Source organism: Bacteroides sp. ET336 (assembly GCF_024733815.1).
GTDB classification, from domain to species: Bacteria; Bacteroidota; Bacteroidia; order Bacteroidales; family Bacteroidaceae; genus Phocaeicola; species Phocaeicola cellulolyticus.
On sequence record NZ_JANRHK010000027.1, the window covers coordinates 1 to 21,989 of the forward strand.

Sequence of the window (21,989 nt, forward strand, 5' to 3'; positions counted from 1 at the left end):
TATGGAAGTAAAATAAAAGGAATAGATGCTGCCGCAAGTGAATTTGATGCAGGTCCGGAAGTCTTTGCACCTATATTCAGGTTTTTGAGAAAAAACGGAATAGCCAATTGTACTTTTCATGCAGGTGAGGATTTCAAGCATATAGTATCCGGTATTAGAAGTATTTATGAAGCTGTTCTTTTTCTTGAATTAAGACATGGTGACAGATTGGGGCACTGTACAGCCATAGGTATTGAACCGCAATTATGGATGGATAAGACCGGATGTAAATGTATAATTTCGCAAGGAGAGTGGCTTGATGATATGGTATTCTTATGGTTCTTAATAAAAGAAACAAAAGAATCCCGTTTGCAGCAATGTATCCCTTTGTTGGAAAGCCAGATTTCTGAATTTTCTCATAAAGTATATGGAAAAATATTTCCTCCATATATTTTGTCTGAGGCATGGAAATTAAGAAAATTCGATCCATTTCTTTATATAGAAGAAAAGAATTTCTCAGATTTTAATCCTTTTATTATTGAATCTTATGAGAAAGATAAAGGGATAAGGCAGATGTTTGAGAATGATGATATGAATGAAATAATGAAGATTTATCATAGAATCTCTTTCAATGCCAATGATGAATATGACAAGCTGATTGAAATTGAAAGTGGAAGAATTCTTAATCCAAATGAAATGTGCATCGTTCAAGGGATTGTTTTGGATTTTCTTAATAAAAAAGGTATTGCAATAGAAACTTTACCTACAAGTAACCTAAGAATAAGTTATTATGACGAAATAAGGGAATATCATTTGAAGAATTGGTTGAATAATACTTTGTCACATTGTACTCCTCCTGTTGTTTTGGGTACAGATGATCCTGGTATCTTTTCTACTAATATTTTCAATGAATATGCCCGTGCATATTTGCATCTTGAAGAAAACAAATTATCTTCGCATGAAATTTATAATATGATGTCTTTTATACATCGTAATAGTATAATATATAAGTTTAGTGGAAATGACTGATGAGAAAAGAGCCGCTGTAGCATTTATCTGCGGAAACAAATATAGAAACTTTGTTGCAACAAGATTGTTTGACTATAACCGCAACAAATATATTCCATATAATATTCAGAAAAATATGTATGGTTTTAATATGTTTGATTATGATAGGGGGTCTTATCTCAATGGTAATGATGGTCAGATTTTTGATTTTGCAACTAACTCATATATTCAAATCGTATATAATAATTTTTCCTTTTCCGGATTTGATTATCAGTCTGGAACATCATTTAATGGTATCATTAATAATGGTAGTGTATCAATATATGACTATCAAAGTATGAGGTATTATAATTATCATATTCAGTAAGATAAAATATATTTAAACTTAAAATCTATAATTATGGACACAACTTTTACTAAAATCTTTGACAGAATATCGGAAGCATTGAATTTTTTCGATTTCTCATTTATTGTTTCAGGTCTTATTACATTTGGAATAATTTATTGTAGTATTAATAGTTATTATACTTTTGATTTAAGTGGATACAGTAAAACTGTAATTATTATTGCTGCTATTGTAATGATATATGTAAGTGGTCTTGTATCTTTTTCTATAGGTAAATGGCTGAGATTAAAAATATTATATATAGGAAATAAAGAATATTTTAACAACGTATTCCGTGATGCTCTTTGGTTTGCTAATCATGATTCTAATTGTAAAAGTAAAGAATTATCAGAATATTTGAATGATAATTTTTACAAAGATAAAAACAAAGATATTTATTCTAAAATGTGGTTGGACTTGAGACATTGTGAAGAGGCGAAGGAAACAATGAGGCATTTAAACCGTTTTTGGATGATGCAGGCTGTATATGAGGGCTTGTTTACATCTTCTATAGTTGCTATTATATCAAGTCTTTTCTTAATATGTAAATCTCGTGATTTTTTTATAATTATGATTTTATTGTCAATAATATGTATGGTGTTTTGCTATATAGAGGCAAGACGTTATGCTGAGACTCAAATATTGGAAATAGTAATAGCTTATAAAAAATTTATTGCCTTATGATTTTTGTACGTTTGCTTTTTGTTACTGTATTGTTTTTGTGTTGTAATATAGTAAATGCAGATTCTATAACCACTGCTTTAATCAATGATACGGCTACAGCATCGAAAGTAGTCCTAGTTGAGGATGTATCTACAAATTTTCTTGATGATGGATTTAACTTTTTAGGAGTAATAGGATTTTTCTTAGGATTGGCATCTCTTTATTTTGCAAAAGTTACTTTTGAGGCTCAAAGGCAAACAGAGTTACATACAACCAATGCCCCAAAATCTGCACAAATAGGTAAGTTAAAAGATTTGCCAAGGCATTTTTATAGAAATCTTATTTGTACCTGTGCGATGACCTTAAAATATTTTGATGAATTAAATAAAAAAAATGGTATAAGATTGTGTTATCCGTCTGAGAGTAATGTTTTGAAACTAAAGACTCTTCCCGACGAAATTATTTATGACATAGATGAAGAAGAAAAATCTTATGCGTTAAGACATGAATTTAAATTGCTCCTGAGAAATTACAATACTGAGGTTGAAGTTGCATCTGAGCATTTCTCAAGAGCTAAAATATCTGATGAGGCCATTTTTCAAGATATTGATAATATAATATTTAAACAGTTGTTTTTGCTTAATAGTTCTTATGATATATTGCTTTCACTTGATAAAGTTTCTTATCCTCAAATAGTCGCAGATAGTTTACATATAATACTTAAGGAACATTTCAAAAAATTAAAAGGAAATAAAATAGTGGATAAAGCAAATAACGACGAGAACAAAAACGAAAGAGGAAACAAATATCTTGATTACGTAAATAAAATTCTAAATGATTCTAAAAAGTTTGATGAATTTAGAAAAAGAATAGACCCTAAAGGTGCACTTTATAGATCTTATGATAAGATTTCCCAATCAATATTGGATTATTATTCAGGAAAGAATAAAAACAATAATATAACCAAAGAAAGAAAAGAATTTAATGAGATTTTATTCTCGGAAAATGTAATAGATAAAGATAAAAAGGAAATAGAAATAATAGTTGATAAACAAAAATTTATAAATGTAGTTCGTAGGGAAGGTTCTGAAAAATCAAATACACTTGCAGATTTTATCAATAAAGTATCAGGTATCACTACATTTGAAGAGTTCAGGGATGTGTTTGATAATAAAGAAATTAAAGAAGAGGAAACCTATAAGGAAGCATACAAATGCATATCAAGTTATTTTCAATTCATAAACCAAGAAAAATGGGAATTTAGAGATTTATTGCTTGTGATAGTTCTTATGGATTGTGTTCTGGAAACTAAAAATATAGGAATGGTAAATTTCGAATCTCTTTCTACTAAATAATGTTACTATTGTGTTCTAACTTATAAACTCCAATAATTACATATAATATGTTGTTATAGTTATAACATTATGTCATTGTAATAAATTTATGATAAGTAAGTTATTTGTAATAGAATGGGTAGGTCCTTTTTCAGAGATAGAAGGACTTAAGAAATGGGAGAAAGATAATAATATAATGCGTAATTATTACTTTTATATTGTTTCTGGGAAACCACATAATATGAGTAATTATAGGAGCTATTGTGGAATAACTCAAAACAAGGATGGGTATGTTTATAAAAGATACCAATGTGACCCGAATCATAAAATACATACAATGAGAGATAAGGAAATATGGATAGGCAGATTTTCTGATAATAGTGTTCATTCAAGGAGTGATATTGAGTTGTGTGAAACTATGATAGTGTCTTATTGGCAGCCCGAGTTGAATAATAAAAAGAAATCTACATACCCTTCGAGTAACATTGTTTTGATTAACAGATGGTTTAAGATAGATTTTACGCCGAGGCAAAACAACATATATATTGCCCAGAAAATGTCTGATTTGATAATTCTTGATGATAGTGGTATATGGGGAACTGAAAAAGTAAGAAAACTTGTGGATTTTTGATTATATAAAATCAAGGCTTATGAATACCTTAAAATTACAATTGATTATATCAACTTTGGACAAATATATCGAAAGAAATGGTATAGATGCATTAACGGCTGTTGAGTCTGCTGAAATACTTGATGAAGCAGGAATACTAAATGATTCGTTAAGCAGACCAGGTAAGCCATTGAGGGATATATTAAGGAGTGGTTATATAAAGCATGCGTATCAGCTTAGTAATGGAAGATGGTTTATCCCACATTCCAGAGAAAGCTTTGATAAGAATGTAAGCAAAGAAAAAACTGTAAAAGTTTCAGTTCTTCAAATGTCTTTAGGGCAGTTAATGGATTCTTCAAAATTCCGTAGTGTAAAACAGCTGGATTCTTTAGATATTCCTGATATCCCTGGAATATATGTTATTAAAATTAGTGATATAAAGAAACTGCCGCAAGTATTCAGAAAAGTATTACAGGAGAGAAAACATAATATTTTATATATTGGTATATCTAAAGACTCATTGAAAAAAAGATTATGGGGCAATGAACTATATTCAAAAGGACATGGAACATTTTTTCGTTCTTTGGGTGCTGTATTGGGGTATTTGCCTGAATCAGGCTCTTTAAAGGAACGTGAGAACAAAAGGAACTATAAGTTTTCGGAACATGATTCTGCTGAAATAATCGGATGGATAGAAGATAACTTGGAGGTAAATTTCGTTGCTCACTCTGATAATCTTGAGGAGATGGAAAGGTTTTTGATTTCTCAAAATCTACCTTTGCTAAATTTGGACAAAAATCCTGCAAAACTGGATGAACTGGTAAGATTGAGGAGAAGATGTGAGGCTGTAGCTAATGGTGATTAATTCACCCTCAAATTGGGGGTGAATTGGGTAAAGCCGAAACTTGCATAAATAGAAAAGTTCTGCAAACCTGTTTAAAACCTTTTGCAAAAGGTTTGCAATACCAGTCAGTAAACGTTTAATGAACGGTTAGTGAACATGGAGTGAACAGATTTGATTATAACAGTCAACTAAAATCAGGGAAAGATATATGTTTAAAATTTTGCAAAGCGTTCTAACAGCATTTAAACAGTGTTTAAGCCGGTCATCCGGAAAATCCGAACAACCGGCTCATTTTAAAGTAGAGAATGTATGAAAAAACTAATCTTAAAAAATTGAGGTAGTCTGTATATCTTGAAATCGAAGTTTAGTTGGTTTGTTATTTAATTTATCTTCATTTCTTTGTCTCTTTCACTGGTATAACGCAGATTTATGCTAAAACCCCTATGCGATGAAAAATATTTTTCAAGATAGTGGTATTAAATATATTGCAAAAACGGAATTCTTTGTCTATTTTTGGCACAGTCATAATAGATGGATAAAATACCTTGTTTACTGTTTTTCACTTACTAAACTTGATTAAATAAACTTATATGTTATTACAGTTACTGATTGTTTTGATTGCAATAATTATTGGAGCCAGGCTGGGAGGTATCGGCTTGGGAGTGATGGGTGGTATAGGTCTGGCTTTGCTGATATTTGTGTTTGGTCTTCAGCCTACGGCTCCTCCCATTGACGTAATGCTGATGATTGTGGCGGTTATTTCTGCGGCATCGTGTATGCAGGCAGCCGGTGGGCTGGACTATATGGTAAAGTTGGCCGAGAAGGTTCTGCGTAAAAATCCTTCGCATGTCACTATCTTGAGTCCGATTGTGACTTATCTCTTTACTTTCATTGCCGGGACAGGGCATGTGGCTTATTCTGTTCTTCCTGTAATAGCAGAAGTGGCGCGTGAGACCAAGATTCGTCCGGAACGTCCGTTGGGTATAGCTATCATAGCTTCGCAGCAGGCCATTACTGCCAGTCCTATTTCGGCGGCTACGGTGGCATTGTTGGGACTTTTGCCTGGTGTGACGCTTTTTGACATTATGGTTATTACGGTGCCGGCTACTCTGGTTGGTGTACTGGTAGGGGCGTTCTGCTCGATGAAAGTTGGTAAGGAACTGCTGGATGATCCTGAGTACCAACGTAGGGTGAAAGAGGGCCTTATCGGTGATGATAGCGTTAAGACGGCTGATGTGGCTAATGCGAATAAGGCTAAATGGTCTGTTATCATATTCTTGATGGCCACTTTGCTGATTGTGCTTTTCGGCTCTATCAGCGAGATGCGTCCTACGTTCATGGTAGAAGGAAAGGCGGTGATGATGGATATGCCGGCTATCATCGAAATCCTGATGCTGAGTGCAGCTGCACTGATTCTGCTCTTTTTGCGTATTGATGGTATCGAGGCTGTAAAAGGTAGTGTTTTCCCTGCAGGTATGCAGGCGGTGATTGCTATCTTCGGTATTGCCTGGATGGGTGATACTTTTATTAAAGGTAACATCGAACAGCTTACCGGGTCTATAGAGAGTATTGTTCAGAGTATGCCATGGCTGTTTGGACTGGCTTTGTTTGTCATGTCTATTCTTCTTTACAGTCAGGCGGCTACTGTGCGTGCCATTGTTCCGTTGGGACTGGCGCTGGGTATTTCACCGTATCTTCTTATAGCAATGTTCCCTGCCGTAAACGGATATTTCTTTATTCCGAACTATCCTACTGTAGTGGCTGCCATAAACTTTGACCGTACCGGTACCACGGGCATCGGAAAGTATGTGTTGAACCATTCGTTCATGATGCCGGGACTGGTGGCTACGGGGGTGGCTATTACTACTGGTATGCTGCTTGTTTCTGTCTTTTTCTGATAAGTGTCTGTATATCTCATTGCGAGGGTTGTCTATCATGAAACGGTGTATGGTGCAGGAGAGGGATTGTATTCAAATATTGATTAGGTCTTAAAGTTGGATATTAGTTACAGTGTAACGTGATAAAGTGTTTTTATTTTACTACATTTGTAGGAATAATATGTGTTTTTTAAGTAAGACATTATAATTTGAACATCACTGTAAATAATGTAGATTATGTATATACCACCGTTTACCGTTTCTTCAAAGGCCATTAATCTGATTGCTGAGATATCCTCAACTATAGAACGATATGCTATACGTATGGAGCAGTCGGATAGTCTCCGTTTACGGAAAGCCAATCGTATAAAAACAATTCACAGTTCATTGGCTATTGAAGGTAATAATCTGACAGAGAATCAGGTTCGTGATATAATAAACGGGAAGAATGTTGTGGCTCCACTTAAAGAAATTCAGGAAGTTAAGAATGCGATAGCAACATACGAATTATATCCTACGCTAAATCCTTTTTCTGTAGAGGACTTGCTTAAAGCTCATGGAGTGATGATGCAGGCGTTAACAGGGGATGCGGGCAGATTTAGAGCAGGAGGTGTAGGTGTTTTCAGCGAAAAAGGATGTGTACACATGGCACCGCCGGCTGATAGGGTGCCAATGCTTGTTAATGATTTGTTTGAATGGCTTACTGAATCGACAGACCATTTGTTGATACGTTCATGTGTGTTTCATTATGAATTTGAGTTTATTCATCCGTTTAGTGATGGTAATGGGCGTATGGGTAGGTTGTGGCAGTCTCTTATTTTGGGCAGGTTGCATCCGTTATTTGAACATCTACCTGTAGAGAATATGGTATATGCAAATCAACAAGCTTATTATGATGCTATTACTGAAAGCTCACGGGTAGCTAATAGCTGTCCTTTTATAGATTTTATGCTGAATGAAATATTAAATGCTTTGAAAGCTCATAAGATTGAGAATGTAGTAGATGTCGGTATAAATGTCGGTATAAACGACGGTATAAATGTCGGTATAAACGAGCGGAACATATTGGCTATAATTGCTAATTCACCTAATGCTACGGTTAGGGATATGGCAGACTCATTGGGACTGTCGTTGAGGCAGTGTGAAAGGATTATTGCAGAAATGAAAAGGAAGAATCTTATCAAGAGAAAAGGGTCAAATAAGTCTGGTTTATGGGAGATAGTATAAAAGTAAAGCCGGTCATTCGGAAAATCCGAATAACCGGCTTATTTTTAAGTAGAGAATGTATGAAAAAACTAACTTTAAATGATTAAAGTAGTCTATCGGTATAACGCAGATATATGGAAAAACCCCTATACGGTGAAGAAAAAAATATCGGTCATGACAATTGTATGATAAAAAGAAGTATTTTTGCGCCCGAAATGATAAAGTGATAGGTAAAAAGTAATAAACTAGACAAAAGATTAAAAAAATAGTTCTTATGATAACATTAGACAGTATTTACAGGGCTTCGTTTGCTCTAAAGGATATAATAAGAAGAACAGATCTTATATATGCACCTCAGATAAATCCGGAAAGCCAGATATATCTTAAACCGGAAAATCTGCAATATACTGGTTCTTTCAAACTGAGGGGGGCTTGCTATAAAATAGCTTGTCTGACTGAAGAGGAGAAGAAGAAGGGGGTGATAGCATGCTCGGCGGGAAACCATGCTCAGGGTGTTGCTCTGGGTGCTACTAAGAATGGTATAGACTCGCTGATATGTCTGCCAGCAGGAGCTCCGATATCAAAGGTTGAGGCTACGAAGAGATATGGCGCGAAGGTTTGTCTTGTGCCGGGAGTGTATGATGACGCTTATCAGAAGGCTCTTGAACTGAAGGAGGAGAAGGGATATACGTTTATTCATCCGTTTGACGATGAGTATGTGATAGCCGGGCAGGGTACTATCGGTCTGGAACTGCTGAACCAGTTGCCTGATGTGGAGGCTGTGATTGTTCCTATTGGCGGTGGAGGTCTTATTTCGGGTGTGGCGTATGCTTTGAAATCTTTGAAGCCGGATGTAAAGGTTTACGGTGTACAGGCTCAGGGGGCGGCAAGTATGCTGCGCTCTATAGAAAAGGCGCATCGTGAGTGTCTGCCTTCTGTTTCGACTGTGGCTGACGGTATAGCGGTGAAGGAACCGGGAGAACATACGTTTGAGATCTGCAGCAAGTATGTTGACGGTATAGTGACTGTGACTGAGGATGAGATTTGCGCTGCCATTCTTGCATTAATGGAGCAGCAGAAACTTATCGCCGAAGGGGCGGGAGCTGTGGCTGTGGCGGCTGCGATGTTTAACAAGGTGCCTGTGGCTGGAAAGAAAACCATTTGTGTGGTGTCTGGAGGAAATATTGATGTTACTATCCTGAGCCGTGTAATAAACAGGGGTCTGGATATGTCGGGACGTACTTATACCGTGACACTTGACTTGCACGACAAACCGGGTGAACTGAAGGGAGTGGCGGAAATTATTGCAAATCTTGGAGGAAATATCATTTCAGTGCTCCATGAGAGAAACAACAATACAAGCAATGTTACTGCATGTTTCCTGCGTCTTGTGATGGAGACACGTAATGCAGAGCATATCGAGCTGATAAGAAGTGCCTTGCAGGAAGCTGGGTATTCTATTGTGGGATAAATGAATATTGGTAATACTGACATGAGCCGGCTATTCGTAAAAAGCGAATGACCGGCTCATGTGTTATAATAAGGGGTTGTGAATATTATTCTTCACTCATGAATTTTTCAATGGCATATGCGGCACCGTCTTCTTCATTGGTGAGTGTGATGAAGTCTGCATTGTCTTTCACTACCTGCTGTGCATTGCCCATGGCTACTCCCATGCCGGCGTATTTAATCATTGACAGGTCGTTGAAACCGTCGCCTATGGCTATCATCTCGTCTTTGGTCATGCCGAGTTCTTTCAGCAGTACGGCAAGTGACTGTGCCTTGTCTATTCCTTTAGGAACGAGTTCGAGGAAATATGGCTCGGAACGGAATACTCCCATGCGGTCTTTAAGATGTTCGTACATCTCTTTTTCAAGTTCGGCAAGGCGGGTCGGTTCGCCAACGATAAGGCATTTTGCTATCGGGTGCTTTACGGCCTCCAGGAAGTTGTCAACCTTCTTTATCTTCATTACATTGAGGATGGCTTCCTTCAGGACATATTCATCGTCGGGATGTTCGGTGAGGACGTACTCGCCATCGTATGTCACGATTGCGAAATTGTTGTCTTTGGCGCACTGGTAAAGATATGGGAGGACATCGTGGTCGAGAAGATTCTTATACATGAGTTCGCCTGTTTTCCAGTCGATTATTTCGCCGCCGTTGTATGCCAGAATATAACCTTCGTATTTTGACAGTTGAAGTTTTTCTGCCAGAGGTGCTATGCCGTAGGTGGGGCGTCCTGAGGCAAGTACTATCTTGATTCCTTTCTCCTGGGCGCGAAGCAGGACTTCAAGTGTGTGAGGGGTTATTTCTTTTTTTGTGTTGGTGAGTGTACCGTCAAGGTCTAAAACGATGATTTTGTATTTCATAAAATGTTATTTGGTGTTTTGTTATAATGCTGATGCAAAGGTACTAAATTTGAGGCTAAAACAAAAAAAGCCCCGTACGAACTTTTGTACGGGGCATGGAATTAAGCTTGCTACAGTAGTGTTATATCATCCAATGTAAACATTTACGTTCAGAAATAATGTGTCATGCTGATCGCTGATGTCAAAATCAATCTTGTCTTCTCTGGCCAGCCAGCCTATTGCAGCATTTAAATCTCTGTCTGTTAAACCTGTTGCTGCCTTCAGCTGTTTGTAATCCCAATGTGCATTGTCTTTCAGTTTGTTCCAGACAATACCGGCATTTGCGCCGATTTGATACTTGTCCATTCTTGTTTTGTTTAATTTGTTATTAGATAGTAAGGTCTTGCCTTTGATTACAAATATACTCTTAATAATTATTAATAAAAATTATTGAGACTTTTTTATTGCTGAATGAGTGGGTTTTTAATGTTTTTTAAATGTATAGGGGAAAAGTATTACACAATGGTTTCCGGTCTAATTCGATTTTTACTAACTTTGCATATCATTTCAATATTGAATTATATGGTGAGAAACAAAATAAACTGGAGAGTGCCTAAAGGGGCAGAACTTACTGAACTGGACAAGAAGGTACTGTATTTTCAGAATAAAGGACATCTGGTCCCTTCAAGAAAACTTATAAAAACTCCTGAACAGATTGAGGGAATAAGACGCAGCGGTGTGATAAATACTGCTGTGCTTGATTTGGTGGCAAGTGAAATCAAGGCCGGCATGAGTACGGCTGAGATTGACAAGATGGTGTATGACTTTACGGTGTCGCATGGAGCCATACCTGCACCGCTCAATTATGAGGGATTTCCGAAAAGTGTATGTACTTCTATAAATGAGGTGGTGTGTCACGGTATTCCGTCGGAAGATGAGATATTGGAGGAGGGAGATATTATCAATGTGGATGTATCGACTATTCTCGACGGATATTACTCTGATGCTTCGCGTATGTTTATAATAGGTAAAACTTCGCCTGAAAAGGAGAAGCTTGTGAGGGTGGCAAAGGAATGTCTGGAGATTGGTATGCAGGCTGCTACTCCTTTCGGTTTCGTGGGTGATATTGGTAACGCTATTGAGAAGCATGCCAAGAAGAACGGTTTCTCGGTAGTGAGAGATCTGTGCGGACACGGTGTGGGACTGGAATTCCACGAGGAACCGGACGTGGAGCATTTCGGTAAAAAAGGTACGGGAATGTTGCTGGTGCCGGGAATGGTGTTTACCATTGAGCCGATGATTAATATGGGTACGTATGAAGTATTTGTGGATGAGGAGGATGACTGGACTGTAGTTACGGAAGATGAACTTCCTTCGGCACAGTGGGAACATACTTTCCTTATGACGGAAAACGGATTGGAGATACTTACTTATTGATTTCAAACTTTATTATTATAGATTACAATGGATAATGTCGTTATATTAGGTATAGAGTCGTCGTGTGACGATACTTCGGCTGCCGTTATACGTGACGGTGTGTTGCTGTCGAGTGTGATTGCCAGCCAGGCTGTGCATGAAGCGTATGGTGGCGTGGTGCCTGAACTTGCTTCGAGAGCTCATCAGCAGAACATTGTGCCTGTGGTGCATGAGGCGCTGAAAAGGGCAGGAGTGCAGAAGGAGGATTTGAGTGCGGTGGCTTTCACCCGCGGACCAGGACTTATGGGGTCGCTGTTGGTGGGTGTGTCTTTCGCTAAGGGACTTGCCAGATCGCTTGACATTCCGATGGTGGAGGTCAATCACTTGCAGGGACATGTGCTGGCACATTTTATAAAGGAGTCCGGCGAGGATAATAATCAGCCTAAGTATCCTTTCCTGTGTCTGCTCGTTTCAGGTGGTAATTCGCAGATTATACGTGTGAATGCATACAATGATATGGAGGTTCTGGGACAGACTATTGACGATGCTGCAGGCGAGGCTATTGACAAATGTTCGAAGGTTATGGGATTAGGATATCCGGGTGGCCCGATAATAGACAGACTGGCTAGACAGGGTAATGCTTCGGCATATACTTTCAGCAAGCCTCATATCCCGGGATATGATTATAGCTTCAGCGGACTGAAGACTTCTTTCCTGTATTCGTTGAGGGAATGGCTGAAGGATGATCCTGACTTTATAGAACATCATAAAGAGGATCTGGCCGCATCGCTGGAAAAAACTATCGTGGATATTCTTATGGACAAGCTTCGTAAGGCTGTGAAGGATACGGGTATAAACGAGGTGGCTGTGGCTGGTGGAGTGTCGGCCAACAACGGATTGAGAAATGCTTTCCGCGAACATGCTGCAAAATATGGATGGAACATCTATATTCCGAAATTCGGATATACTACGGATAATGCTGCCATGATTGCCATTACAGGATACTATAAATTCCTGGATAAGGATTTCTGCAGCATAGACAAGCCGGCTTATTCGAGAGTGACAATTAAATAGAACAATATAAAATATAAAGAGATTATGTCAGTAGAAGGTAAAATGTTAAGTCGAGATATAAGCGAGATTTTCTGGAGAGAGGAATTTTCGCTTGCAACTGCAGAAAGCTGTACAGCCGGTAATATAGCTGCTATTCTTACTGCTATTCCTGGAAGTTCAAAATTCTATAAAGGTGGAATCGTGGCTTACTCGAACGAGGCAAAACAGAATTTGCTTGGGGTGAGTGCCGAAACTCTGGAACAGTTCGGCGCGGTGAGCGAGGAAACAGTAGTGGAAATGGTAAAGGGAGCAATGAAGGCTTTCAATGCTGATTTTGCTGTAGCTACATCCGGTATTGCGGGACCTACAGGCGGTACTCCTGACAAACCGATTGGTACTGTCTGGATTGCTGCAGGCAACAAGGATAATGTGATAACAGAAAAAATCTGCGAAGACAATGGAAGAGAGCAAAATGTGCATAATGCAAGCATAAAAGCACTGTATTTATTGCGTGAATTGTGTCAAAATCAAGAAAATAACGAGGAAAAGTAGAATTTATTACTTAAAAGTTTGCATGTTTGAAATAAAAACGCTTACTTTGCACTCCGTTTTAAAGAATGAACGAATTGAAACTATAAAAACTAGATAGAAATGTCAAAAATTTGTCAAATTACCGGAAAGAAAGCCATGATTGGCAACAACGTTTCACACTCAAAGAGAAGAACTAAAAGAACTTTTGATGTGAACTTGTTTACAAAGAAATTCTACTATGTAGAACAAGATTGCTGGATTAGCCTGAACATCTGCGCTAACGGCTTGAGAGTTATTAACAAGAAAGGACTGGACGCTGCATTGAACGAAGCTGTAGCTAACGGTTACTGCGATTGGAAGAGTATCAAAATTATTGGTTAATTAAAAGGAGAGAAAGACTATGGCTAAGAAAGCTAAAGGTAACAGAGTACAGGTAATCCTTGAGTGCACAGAAATGAAGGAAAGTGGTTTGCCGGGAACTTCTCGCTATATCACTACAAAGAATAGAAAGAATACAACTGAAAGATTGGAACTTAAGAAATATAACCCAATCTTGAAGAGAGTAACAGTACATAAAGAAATTAAATAATAAGAGTAAACCATGGCAAAGAAAACAGTCGCAACCCTTCAGACAGGTAAAGAAGGACGTTCTTATACTAAGGTTATCAAAATGGTTAAGTCACCTAAGACTGGTGCTTACATCTTTGACGAACAGATGGTTCCAAACGAAAAAGTTCAGGACTTCTTTAAGAAATAATTGTAGCATTACAGCTATTAAATGATATTTTGAAAGTTCCCGCCAATAATAAACGGCGGGAACTTTTTTTATATCTAAGAAATTAGTTATATCTTTGTGTCATAAATAGATAATTGTATAAGTATGGGAATTTTTAGCTTTTTCTCTAAAGAAAAGAAGGAAACTCTGGACAAGGGATTGTCTAAAACTAAAGAAAGTGTTTTCGGAAAAATAGCAAGGGCTGTTGCCGGAAAATCAAAGGTGGACGATGAAGTATTGGACAACCTTGAAGAAGTGTTGGTAACTTCGGATGTGGGTGTGGAGACTACCTTGAACATCATTAAACGTATAGAAACAAGGGTGGCAAAGGATAAGTACGTAAATACCCAGGAACTTAACAATATTCTTAGGGAGGAAATTGCGGCTCTGCTTACTGAAAACAATACGGTGGATGCTGAGGACTTTACTCTGCCTGCAGGAAAGAAACCATACGTGATAATGGTGGTGGGAGTGAACGGAGTAGGTAAGACTACAACCATCGGAAAACTGGCATATCAATTTAAAAAAGCTGGAAATACTGTGTATCTGGGTGCTGCCGATACCTTCCGTGCTGCTGCTGTTGAACAGCTGGATATTTGGGGCGAACGTGTAGGTGTGCCTGTGGTGAAACAGAAAATGGGAGCCGATCCTGCATCGGTGGCTTTTGATACTTTGAGTTCTGCTGTGGCTAATAATGCTGACGTAGTGATTATTGATACTGCAGGACGTCTGCATAACAAGGTGGGACTGATGAACGAGCTTACCAAGATTAAGAACGTGATGAAGAAGGTTGTACCTGATGCTCCTCACGAGGTGTTGCTGGTACTTGACGGTTCTACAGGACAAAATGCTTTTGAACAGGCTAAACAGTTTACTTTGGCTACGGAGGTTAATGCGATGGCTATAACCAAACTTGACGGTACTGCCAAAGGTGGTGTGGTGATTGGTATATCTGACCAGTTTAAGATTCCTGTGAAATATATAGGTCTTGGTGAAGGTATTGAGGACTTGCAGGTGTTCCGTCGCCGTGAGTTCGTTGATTCGTTGTTTGGCTCTGAAGGAAAATAAATGAGAAAAAATACTATTGATATAATTACTCTTGGATGTTCCAAGAACCTGGTGGACTCTGAAAAACTTATGCGTCAGCTTGAAGCTAACGGTTACAAGGTGACACATGATGCGGAGAAACCACATGGGGAGATAGCGGTGATTAATACTTGCGGATTTATCGGTGACGCGAAAGAGGAGTCCATTAATATGATTCTGGAGTTTTGCCAGGCAAAGGAAGAGGGAAAACTCAAAAAGCTTTATGTAATGGGATGCTTGTCTGAACGTTATCTTAGCGAACTGAAAGTGGAAATTCCGCAGGTGGATAAATTTTATGGTAAATTCAACTGGAATGAGTTGCTTGAGGATTTGGGCAAGGCTTATCATTCGGAATTTGCAATAGAAAGACATCTTACTACTCCTAAACATTATGCTTATCTGAAGATTTCGGAAGGTTGTGACAGAAAGTGTTCGTATTGCGCCATACCTATAATAACGGGAAGACACGTGTCAAGACCGATGGAGGAAATTCTGGACGAGGTGAAATTGCTCGTATCGGAAGGTGTCAAGGAATTTCAGGTTATAGCTCAGGAACTTACTTATTATGGTGTTGATCTTTACAAGAAGCAGATGTTGCCGGAACTGATTGACAGAATGGCAAAAATTCCTGGGGTGGAATGGATACGTCTGCATTATGCATATCCTGCAAAATTCCCAAGAGAGTTGTTCCGCGTAATGAGGGAGAATGATAATGTTTGCAAGTATATGGACATTGCTTTGCAGCATATCAGTGACAATATGTTGTCGCGAATGAGAAGACACGTGACAAAAGAGGAAACTTACAGACTGATTGAGGAGTTCCGTAAAGAAGTGCCGGGAATACACTTGCGTACTACTCTTATGGTGGGACATCCCGGAGAAACTGAAGATGACTTCGAACAGTTGAAAGAATTCGTTAAGGTTGCCAAGTTTGACCGTATGGGAGCTTTTGCCTACTCTGAGGAGGAGGGTACTTTCTCGGCTGAAAATTATGATGATGATATACCGCAGGAGGTAAAACAGAAACGTCTGGATGAGCTGATGGCGTTACAGCAGGAGATTTCCGGAGAGTTGAGTCATCAGAAAATAGGAAAGACTTTCAAGGTTATAATCGACAGAAAAGAAGGTGACTACTATGTGGGAAGAACAGAGTTTGATTCTCCAGAGGTAGATCCAGAGGTTCTTATTAAAGACGATGGCAAGAGATTGAAGGAAGGCCATTTCTATAATGTCCTGATAGAAGATGCCGATGATTTCGACCTGTATGGGAGGATTGCGGAATGAATGAGAAGGAGTTTATAGATGCGTTGTCTGCAAAGACGGGGATTGATGATAAAAGGATTTCAAAACTGATGTCGTCTGTGGCAGACATCGTTTCTTCTAATTTGCAGGAAGGTAAGGATGTGACTATTCAGGGATTCGGCGTTTTTGAGACAAAGAAGAAGATGGAAAAAATTGAAGTCAATGCATCTACAGGCAAACGGATATTGTTCCCGCCAAAACTTCTTGTGGGTTTCAGACCTTCATCATTGTTGAAAGAAAGAATCAATTCGGTGCTAAACGGGTAATCAATGGAAGACAAACTTACGATTGAAAATCTTGCGGCTTTACTCGCTGCAAAAATGAATATGGAACAGGCAGATGCGGATGCATTTGTCTGTAGCTTTTTTGCCTTGATTGAAGAGGGACTGAAAAGAGACAAGTATGTGAAGATTAAGGGTTTGGGAACCTTTAAACTGATAACGGAAGCAGACAATGAGGGTAAGGTGGTTTTTATTCCTGATGCTGCGTTGAAGGAAGCTGTAAACAAACCGTTTTCTCATTTTCAGCCTGTAGAATTGAATAAAGGTGTTCATTTTGATGATATTGATGAAAATGAATCTTCTGAAGTCGGTGAGGTGGTGACGCCAAGTGAGCCGGAACCGGATGTGGCTTCGGAACAGTCGGATATTGCTAATGTGGCAGACCCGGATGCAGAGAATATTCCTTTAAATGTTGCGCCTGAGGCACCGGAACCATGTGAAGAAAAGGAGGAAATTCCTACGGAGAATACAGAAGGTAAACAACGTAGATGGTTTATGTCATGGTATATGTTTGCTGCGGTACTTCTGGCGGGTGTTGTTATTGGTGTAGGTGTGATGTGGGGTGTGTTTGCAGGAAGGAGCAATGACTCTGTGGAACGTAGTAATGACTTGAAGCAGTATGAAGAAAAGCCTGTTTCTGTGGCTCCTGTTGATTCTGTGGATACAGAAATGTCTGACAGCATTGAAACTGCTGAAGAAAATAATGCCGAAGATACAGTAGTTGTGCATAAGAAAGCTATTGACTCGATTATCGGTGTTGCCACAGATGATGTGTCGGAAATAAAATATCTGTCGGATGAGGTGGTTTATAAAATAAGCGGGACTTTGGACACTGTAACCATTGTGAAGGGAAGTACGTTGTCGAAAGTAGCATACAAATATTTCAGAAACAGAAAACTGTGGCCTTATATCGTAATGTATAATAAGGATGTGATAGATGATCCGAATAATGTGCCTATCGGTACCACATTGCGGATACCAAAACTTACTCCTGCGGATTAATCAGAGAATATAACAATTGAGTGGAACAGTGTCAGTTGGAAAGTATCCATCATGATGCTGTTCTTTTGTTTTATATTTACGATTTGATTTTAAATTCGGCAGAATAAGATAAAAAAGACTTAAATAGATACATCTGTATGATTTTTTAATAAATATTAGTTGTGGCTGTTAACTTAAAAACGTAATTTTGGGTGCACTAAAAAGGGGTTGACCTTGATTGGTGTATAAAATATAGAGAATGAAATTAATAAAATAAACAAGAAATTATGGCTGAAGCTATTGATATTCGTGCATTGAACGAATTGATTGAACGCCAGAGTGCGTTCGTGACAAACCTGATGACAGGTATGGATCAGGTTATCGTGGGACAAAAACATTTGGTTGAATCATTGCTGATAGGATTGTTGGCTGACGGACATATATTGTTGGAAGGTGTGCCCGGTTTGGCAAAGACATTGGCTATCAAGACTATGGCATCGCTTATTGATTCTAAATACAGTCGTATCCAGTTTACTCCTGACTTGTTGCCTGCCGACGTTATCGGTACAATGATTTATAGTCAGAAGGATGAACAGTTCATCGCTAAAAAGGGACCTATCTTTGCCAACTTCGTATTGGCCGATGAAATTAACCGTGCTCCTGCAAAAGTACAGAGTGCTTTGCTCGAAGCTATGCAGGAACGTCAGGTGACATTGAGTAAGGAAACATTCCGCTTGCCGGAACCTTTCCTGGTTATGGCTACACAGAACCCAATCGAGCAGGAAGGTACTTATCCGTTGCCTGAAGCACAGGTGGACCGTTTCATGCTGAAGGTTATCATAGATTATCCTAAACTTGAAGAGGAAAAGAAGATTATCCGTCAGAATATCTCGGGCGAGAAAGTGGAAATCAAGCCTCTTCTTAAAGCTGAGGATATAATGGAAGCCCGCAAAGTCGTAAGACAGGTTTATCTGGATGAAAAGATTGAACAGTATATTGCCGATATCGTTTTTGCAACCCGTTATCCTGAAAAATATGATTTGAAGGAACTCAAGAGCCTTATCGGTTTCGGAGGATCTCCTCGTGCTTCCATCAACCTGGCTCTTGCCGCACGCAGCTATGCGTTTATCAAGCGTAGAGGTTATGTTATTCCTGAAGATGTTCGTGCTGTGGCTCACGATGTATTGCGTCACCGTATCGGTCTGACATACGAGGCTGAAGCTACAAACGTTACTTCGGACGAAATAGTAAGCAAGATACTTAATAAGGTTGAAGTGCCTTAATTAGAAAGAAACCTTTTTTGAAGAATGGAAACTACTGAATTATTAAAGCGTGTACGCCAGATAGAAATTAAGACCCGAGGACTGTCAAGCAATATATTTGCCGGACAGTATCATTCTGCCTTCAAGGGTAGGGGTATGGCTTTCTCCGAAGTGAGAGAGTATCAGTATGGCGATGATGTGCGTGACATCGACTGGAATGTAACAGCACGCTTTGACAAGCCATTCGTAAAGGTATTCGAAGAGGAACGCGAACTGACAGTGATGCTGCTTGTGGATGTATCGAACAGTCTTGATTTCGGTACGTCGAAGCAGATGAAAAAGGATATGGTGACGGAGATTGCTGCTACAATAGCTTTCTCCGCTATCCAGAATAACGATAAGATCGGTGTTATATTCTTTTCTGACAGAATAGAAAAGTTTATACCGCCTAAAAAAGGACGTAAACATATTCTGTATATCATACGCGAGCTGCTGGACTTTAAGCCGGAAAGTTCGCGCACAAATCTGCAATGCGCAATTGAATATCTTACGAATGTATTGAAAAAGCGTTGTACGGCGTTCATGTTGAGCGATTTTATTGATGACAATGATTTCAAGAATGCATTGACTGTGGCAAACAGAAAGCATGACGTGGTGGCTGTGCAAGTGTATGACAAACGTATGGAGGAACTGCCTGACGTGGGTCTGATGCTTGTGCGTGATGCCGAAACGGGGCATGAGGAATGGATTGACACTTCGTCTAAGTCGTTGAGAAAGACTCATCATGACTGGTGGGTGGAACGTCAGAAGAAACTTAACGATACGTTTAATCTGTGTAATGTGGATTCTGTATCTGTACGTACAGACCAGGATTATGTCAGGGCATTGCTGAATTTGTTTGCTAAAAGAAACTGATAATCAGATGAAGAAGATATTGTTTAATTATGGAAAAATGATGCTCGGCTCATTGTGCTTTGCCGCTTTTACCTTGTTTGGCTCGCAGGCAAGCGCACAACAGGTTACTGTAAGGGCCAGCATTGATTCATTGCAGCTGCTGGTGGGCGAACAGACTAAGGTGCATCTGGAAGTAAGTATGGATGCTGATAAAAAATTACGCCTGCCTGTGATAAAAGATACGTTGGTGAGGGGAGTGGAAGTACTTGACATAGCCAAGCCTGACACACAGAAGTTGAATGACGACAAAAGGTGGGTTATCACTCAGGAATATACTATTACTTCCTTTGACTCGGCTTTGTATTATCTTCCTCCATTGGAGGTTATGGTTGACGATGAAAAATATCGTTCTGAATCTTTAGCTCTCAAAGTCTATTCCATACCGGTGGATACTTTGCACCCTGATCAGTTCTTCGGACCGAAAACTGTGGTGGAAGTTCCTATCCAATGGGAGGATATAGATACAATGGTATATGCCTTTATCCTGATGTTGCTGTTCGGATCGGCATGTGTATTCTTTATTATAAGATATAGAGACAACAAACCTATAATAAAGATTATAAAGATTGAACCGAAATTGCCTCCTCATCAGGAAGCCATGAAGCATATCGAGGAAATCAAGGCTAACAAGAATGTGCAAAGGGAGGATCCTAAACAGTATTACACAGAGCTTACTGACGTGATACGTACTTACATAATGGAACGTTTCGGTTTTAATGCAATGGAGATGACATCGTCCGAAATAATTGAAAATCTGTTGCAGGTAAGGGATAAGGAATCGCTCAAAGACTTGAAATATCTTTTCGAGACTGCTGACTTGGTGAAGTTTGCCAAACATGCACCGATGATGAACGAGAATGATATGAATCTGGTAAATGCAATGGATTTTATCAATGAAACCAAGCTGGAGGAAGATCCTAATGCGAAAAAAGAGCCTACGGAAATAAAAGTGGAAGAGAAACGTTCAAAACAAGGCCGTATAGCATTGATGTGCAGCATAGGACTGACTGGTGTTATTGCGGTAGTTGCTTTGTATGTAGGTGTGAAATGCATTATAGATCTCTTCTTTTAACGTATAAATGAATGAAGATATGATTTTTGCTAATATTGAATATCTGTTTTTACTGATTTTGCTTATACCGTACATAGTATGGTATGTGATGCACAGGAAACGGACAGAGGCTACTCTTCAGGTATCTACCACACGAATGTATCAGAATGCGCCGAAAAGCTGGAAGGTCTATTTGATCCATGCTCCTTTTCTGCTCAGACTGTGTACGTTCGTAATGATAGTGCTGGTGCTTGCAAGACCGCAAACTACCGATAATTGGCAGAACACTGAAATTGAAGGTATTGACATAATGCTGGCTGTGGATATTTCTACAAGTATGCTGGCTGAGGATTTGAAACCTAACAGACTTGAGGCCGCAAAACAGGTGGCTGCCGAATTTATCAACGGAAGACCTAATGACAATATCGGTCTTACGATATTTGCGGGGGAGGCTTTTACGCAGTGTCCTCTTACTGTTGACCATGGAGTTCTGCTTAATTTGTTTCAGAGCGTAAGTTGCGAAATGATTTATCGCGGAATGATAGAAGACGGTACTGCTATCGGTATGGGACTGGCGAATGCTGTTACAAGATTGAAAGACAGCAAGGCAAAATCAAAAGTCGTGATATTGCTGACGGACGGTGTGAACAACCGCGGTGAACTTTCTCCTCTTACTGCTGCCGAGATAGCCAAACAGTTTGGAGTGAGAGTATATACGATAGGTGTAGGAACCAACGGTACAGCTCCTTATCCTATGCAGACATATGCCGGTGTGCAATATATTCAGACACCTGTAGAAATAGATGAACAGACCTTGACGCAGATTGCTGCCGAAACTAACGGTAATTATTTCAGGGCTACTAGCAATTCCAAACTGAAGGAAGTTTATCAGGAGATAGATAAGTTGGAAAAAACAAAACTTAATGTAAAGGAATTCAGCAAAAGGGAAGAGGAATACGAGATTTTTGCTCTCGTGGCATTCTTATGTATCCTGCTTGAGCTGATTTTACGTAATACGGTTTTGAAGAAAATACCTTAAAAAT

General features: G+C 39.0%; 24 protein-coding genes and 1 pseudogene. 23 read left to right on the forward strand and 2 right to left on the reverse strand.

Features of this window, described 5'->3' with window-relative positions; all coding sequences use genetic code 11:
- The 9 genes and pseudogenes from NW213_RS15615 to ilvA form a co-directional block, all read left to right on the forward strand.
- Positions 1-1,008 (forward strand): annotated as a pseudogene (locus NW213_RS15615) (hypothetical protein); the annotation flags it as partial.
- Entirely contained in the window at positions 1,001-1,354 is a 354-nt protein-coding gene (locus NW213_RS15620) for a hypothetical protein (protein ID WP_258323360.1), read from the forward strand. The pseudogene NW213_RS15615 and the gene NW213_RS15620, both read left to right, overlap by 8 nt.
- 33 nt (positions 1,355-1,387) lie before the next feature.
- Positions 1,388-2,056: a hypothetical protein gene (locus NW213_RS15625; protein ID WP_258323361.1), complete on the forward strand. Its 669-nt coding sequence runs from the start codon at positions 1,388-1,390 to the stop codon at positions 2,054-2,056.
- Positions 2,053-3,390, forward strand: coding sequence for a hypothetical protein (locus tag NW213_RS15630; RefSeq protein WP_258323362.1), 1,338 nt, complete (start codon positions 2,053-2,055; stop codon positions 3,388-3,390). Before NW213_RS15625 ends, NW213_RS15630 begins: the two co-directional genes overlap by 4 nt.
- 88 nt (positions 3,391-3,478) lie before the next feature.
- Positions 3,479-4,000, forward strand: a complete 522-nt coding sequence (locus NW213_RS15635; protein WP_258323363.1) for a hypothetical protein — start codon at positions 3,479-3,481, stop codon at positions 3,998-4,000.
- A 19-nt stretch (positions 4,001-4,019) separates the two neighbouring features.
- Complete coding sequence (locus tag NW213_RS15640) at positions 4,020-4,844, forward strand: GIY-YIG nuclease family protein (protein ID WP_258323364.1); 825 nt, start codon at positions 4,020-4,022, stop codon at positions 4,842-4,844.
- Between the two features lie 569 nt (positions 4,845-5,413).
- Positions 5,414-6,721 (forward strand): anaerobic C4-dicarboxylate transporter family protein, encoded by a 1,308-nt coding sequence (locus NW213_RS15645; RefSeq protein WP_258323365.1) that lies wholly within the window; start codon positions 5,414-5,416, stop codon positions 6,719-6,721.
- Positions 6,722-6,937: 216 nt separating this feature from the next.
- Positions 6,938-7,927 carry a Fic family protein gene (locus NW213_RS15650; protein WP_258323366.1) on the forward strand — a complete coding sequence of 330 codons (990 nt, stop codon included), beginning with the start codon at positions 6,938-6,940 and terminating at the stop codon, positions 7,925-7,927.
- A gap of 253 nt (positions 7,928-8,180) precedes the next feature.
- Positions 8,181-9,377 carry a threonine ammonia-lyase gene (ilvA, locus tag NW213_RS15655; protein ID WP_154042545.1) on the forward strand — a complete coding sequence of 399 codons (1,197 nt, stop codon included), beginning with the start codon at positions 8,181-8,183 and terminating at the stop codon, positions 9,375-9,377.
- Positions 9,378-9,462: 85 nt separating this feature from the next.
- Here ilvA and NW213_RS15660 read toward each other — a convergent pair whose 3' ends face one another.
- Positions 9,463-10,275 carry a Cof-type HAD-IIB family hydrolase gene (locus NW213_RS15660; RefSeq protein ID WP_154042546.1) on the reverse strand — a complete coding sequence of 271 codons (813 nt, stop codon included), beginning with the start codon at positions 10,273-10,275 and terminating at the stop codon, positions 9,463-9,465.
- A 126-nt stretch (positions 10,276-10,401) separates the two neighbouring features.
- Positions 10,402-10,620, reverse strand: coding sequence for a winged helix-turn-helix domain-containing protein (locus NW213_RS15665; protein WP_154042547.1), 219 nt, complete (start codon positions 10,618-10,620; stop codon positions 10,402-10,404).
- 216 nt (positions 10,621-10,836) lie between these two features.
- Between NW213_RS15665 and map the strand changes: the two genes are divergently transcribed.
- The 14 genes from map to NW213_RS15735 all read left to right on the forward strand — a co-directional run bounded on the left by map (position 10,837) and on the right by NW213_RS15735 (position 21,985).
- Positions 10,837-11,691, forward strand: a complete 855-nt coding sequence (gene map / locus NW213_RS15670) for a type I methionyl aminopeptidase (protein ID WP_154042548.1) — start codon at positions 10,837-10,839, stop codon at positions 11,689-11,691.
- Between the two features lie 27 nt (positions 11,692-11,718).
- Entirely contained in the window at positions 11,719-12,744 is a 1,026-nt protein-coding gene (gene tsaD / locus NW213_RS15675; RefSeq protein ID WP_204393990.1) for a tRNA (adenosine(37)-N6)-threonylcarbamoyltransferase complex transferase subunit TsaD, read from the forward strand.
- Positions 12,745-12,768: 24 nt separating this feature from the next.
- On the forward strand, positions 12,769-13,275 hold the full coding sequence (locus tag NW213_RS15680; protein ID WP_154042550.1) for a CinA family protein: 507 nt from the start codon (positions 12,769-12,771) through the stop codon (positions 13,273-13,275).
- Positions 13,276-13,374: 99 nt separating this feature from the next.
- Complete coding sequence (gene rpmB, locus NW213_RS15685; RefSeq protein ID WP_154042551.1) at positions 13,375-13,635, forward strand: 50S ribosomal protein L28; 261 nt, start codon at positions 13,375-13,377, stop codon at positions 13,633-13,635.
- Between the two features lie 19 nt (positions 13,636-13,654).
- Positions 13,655-13,843: a 50S ribosomal protein L33 gene (rpmG, locus tag NW213_RS15690; RefSeq protein ID WP_154042552.1), complete on the forward strand. Its 189-nt coding sequence runs from the start codon at positions 13,655-13,657 to the stop codon at positions 13,841-13,843.
- 12 nt (positions 13,844-13,855) lie between these two features.
- Positions 13,856-14,011, forward strand: coding sequence for a DUF4295 domain-containing protein (locus NW213_RS15695; protein WP_005841293.1), 156 nt, complete (start codon positions 13,856-13,858; stop codon positions 14,009-14,011).
- Between the two features lie 123 nt (positions 14,012-14,134).
- The gene (ftsY, locus tag NW213_RS15700; RefSeq protein WP_154042553.1) at positions 14,135-15,097 is read left to right on the forward strand and encodes a signal recognition particle-docking protein FtsY; all 963 of its coding nucleotides are present in this window, start codon (positions 14,135-14,137) and stop codon (positions 15,095-15,097) included.
- Positions 15,098-16,399 (forward strand): 30S ribosomal protein S12 methylthiotransferase RimO, encoded by a 1,302-nt coding sequence (rimO, locus tag NW213_RS15705; RefSeq protein ID WP_154042554.1) that lies wholly within the window; start codon positions 15,098-15,100, stop codon positions 16,397-16,399.
- Complete coding sequence (locus NW213_RS15710; RefSeq protein ID WP_154042555.1) at positions 16,396-16,683, forward strand: HU family DNA-binding protein; 288 nt, start codon at positions 16,396-16,398, stop codon at positions 16,681-16,683. The genes rimO and NW213_RS15710 overlap by 4 nt, the downstream gene beginning before the upstream one ends.
- Positions 16,684-16,686: 3 nt before the next feature.
- On the forward strand, positions 16,687-17,700 hold the full coding sequence (locus tag NW213_RS15715) for an HU family DNA-binding protein (protein WP_258323367.1): 1,014 nt from the start codon (positions 16,687-16,689) through the stop codon (positions 17,698-17,700).
- Positions 17,701-17,966: 266 nt separating this feature from the next.
- Positions 17,967-18,962 carry a MoxR family ATPase gene (locus tag NW213_RS15720; RefSeq protein WP_204393984.1) on the forward strand — a complete coding sequence of 332 codons (996 nt, stop codon included), beginning with the start codon at positions 17,967-17,969 and terminating at the stop codon, positions 18,960-18,962.
- Positions 18,963-18,986: 24 nt separating this feature from the next.
- Positions 18,987-19,856 carry a DUF58 domain-containing protein gene (locus tag NW213_RS15725; protein WP_154042558.1) on the forward strand — a complete coding sequence of 290 codons (870 nt, stop codon included), beginning with the start codon at positions 18,987-18,989 and terminating at the stop codon, positions 19,854-19,856.
- Between the two features lie 40 nt (positions 19,857-19,896).
- Positions 19,897-20,967: a BatD family protein gene (locus NW213_RS15730; protein ID WP_258323371.1), complete on the forward strand. Its 1,071-nt coding sequence runs from the start codon at positions 19,897-19,899 to the stop codon at positions 20,965-20,967.
- A 19-nt stretch (positions 20,968-20,986) separates the two neighbouring features.
- Complete coding sequence (locus NW213_RS15735) at positions 20,987-21,985, forward strand: VWA domain-containing protein (RefSeq protein ID WP_258323368.1); 999 nt, start codon at positions 20,987-20,989, stop codon at positions 21,983-21,985.
- Positions 21,986-21,989: the final 4 nt, after the last annotated feature.

Excerpts from the sequence above, each read along its gene's own strand:
- NW213_RS15650 (WP_258323366.1), top strand. The coding sequence starts at position 6,938 with ATGTATATACCACCGTTTACCGTTTCTTCAAAGGCCATTAATCTGATT.
- NW213_RS15630 (WP_258323362.1), top strand. The coding sequence starts at position 2,053 with ATGATTTTTGTACGTTTGCTTTTTGTTACTGTATTGTTTTTGTGTTGT.
- NW213_RS15625 (WP_258323361.1), top strand. The coding sequence starts at position 1,388 with ATGGACACAACTTTTACTAAAATCTTTGACAGAATATCGGAAGCATTG.
- NW213_RS15620 (WP_258323360.1), top strand. The coding sequence starts at position 1,001 with ATGACTGATGAGAAAAGAGCCGCTGTAGCATTTATCTGCGGAAACAAA.
- rpmB (WP_154042551.1), top strand. The coding sequence starts at position 13,375 with ATGTCAAAAATTTGTCAAATTACCGGAAAGAAAGCCATGATTGGCAAC.
- NW213_RS15660 (WP_154042546.1), bottom strand. The coding sequence starts at position 10,275 with ATGAAATACAAAATCATCGTTTTAGACCTTGACGGTACACTCACCAAC.
- NW213_RS15680 (WP_154042550.1), top strand. The coding sequence starts at position 12,769 with ATGTCAGTAGAAGGTAAAATGTTAAGTCGAGATATAAGCGAGATTTTC.
- ftsY (WP_154042553.1), top strand. The coding sequence starts at position 14,135 with ATGGGAATTTTTAGCTTTTTCTCTAAAGAAAAGAAGGAAACTCTGGAC.
- rpmG (WP_154042552.1), top strand. The coding sequence starts at position 13,655 with ATGGCTAAGAAAGCTAAAGGTAACAGAGTACAGGTAATCCTTGAGTGC.
- rimO (WP_154042554.1), top strand. The coding sequence starts at position 15,098 with ATGAGAAAAAATACTATTGATATAATTACTCTTGGATGTTCCAAGAAC.
- NW213_RS15665 (WP_154042547.1), bottom strand. The coding sequence starts at position 10,620 with ATGGACAAGTATCAAATCGGCGCAAATGCCGGTATTGTCTGGAACAAA.
- tsaD (WP_204393990.1), top strand. The coding sequence starts at position 11,719 with ATGGATAATGTCGTTATATTAGGTATAGAGTCGTCGTGTGACGATACT.
- NW213_RS15645 (WP_258323365.1), top strand. The coding sequence starts at position 5,414 with ATGTTATTACAGTTACTGATTGTTTTGATTGCAATAATTATTGGAGCC.
- NW213_RS15640 (WP_258323364.1), top strand. The coding sequence starts at position 4,020 with ATGAATACCTTAAAATTACAATTGATTATATCAACTTTGGACAAATAT.
- ilvA (WP_154042545.1), top strand. The coding sequence starts at position 8,181 with ATGATAACATTAGACAGTATTTACAGGGCTTCGTTTGCTCTAAAGGAT.
- NW213_RS15710 (WP_154042555.1), top strand. The coding sequence starts at position 16,396 with ATGAATGAGAAGGAGTTTATAGATGCGTTGTCTGCAAAGACGGGGATT.
- NW213_RS15715 (WP_258323367.1), top strand. The coding sequence starts at position 16,687 with ATGGAAGACAAACTTACGATTGAAAATCTTGCGGCTTTACTCGCTGCA.
- NW213_RS15725 (WP_154042558.1), top strand. The coding sequence starts at position 18,987 with ATGGAAACTACTGAATTATTAAAGCGTGTACGCCAGATAGAAATTAAG.
- NW213_RS15730 (WP_258323371.1), top strand. The coding sequence starts at position 19,897 with ATGCTCGGCTCATTGTGCTTTGCCGCTTTTACCTTGTTTGGCTCGCAG.
- NW213_RS15720 (WP_204393984.1), top strand. The coding sequence starts at position 17,967 with ATGGCTGAAGCTATTGATATTCGTGCATTGAACGAATTGATTGAACGC.
- map (WP_154042548.1), top strand. The coding sequence starts at position 10,837 with ATGGTGAGAAACAAAATAAACTGGAGAGTGCCTAAAGGGGCAGAACTT.
- NW213_RS15695 (WP_005841293.1), top strand. The coding sequence starts at position 13,856 with ATGGCAAAGAAAACAGTCGCAACCCTTCAGACAGGTAAAGAAGGACGT.
- NW213_RS15735 (WP_258323368.1), top strand. The coding sequence starts at position 20,987 with ATGATTTTTGCTAATATTGAATATCTGTTTTTACTGATTTTGCTTATA.
- NW213_RS15635 (WP_258323363.1), top strand. The coding sequence starts at position 3,479 with ATGATAAGTAAGTTATTTGTAATAGAATGGGTAGGTCCTTTTTCAGAG.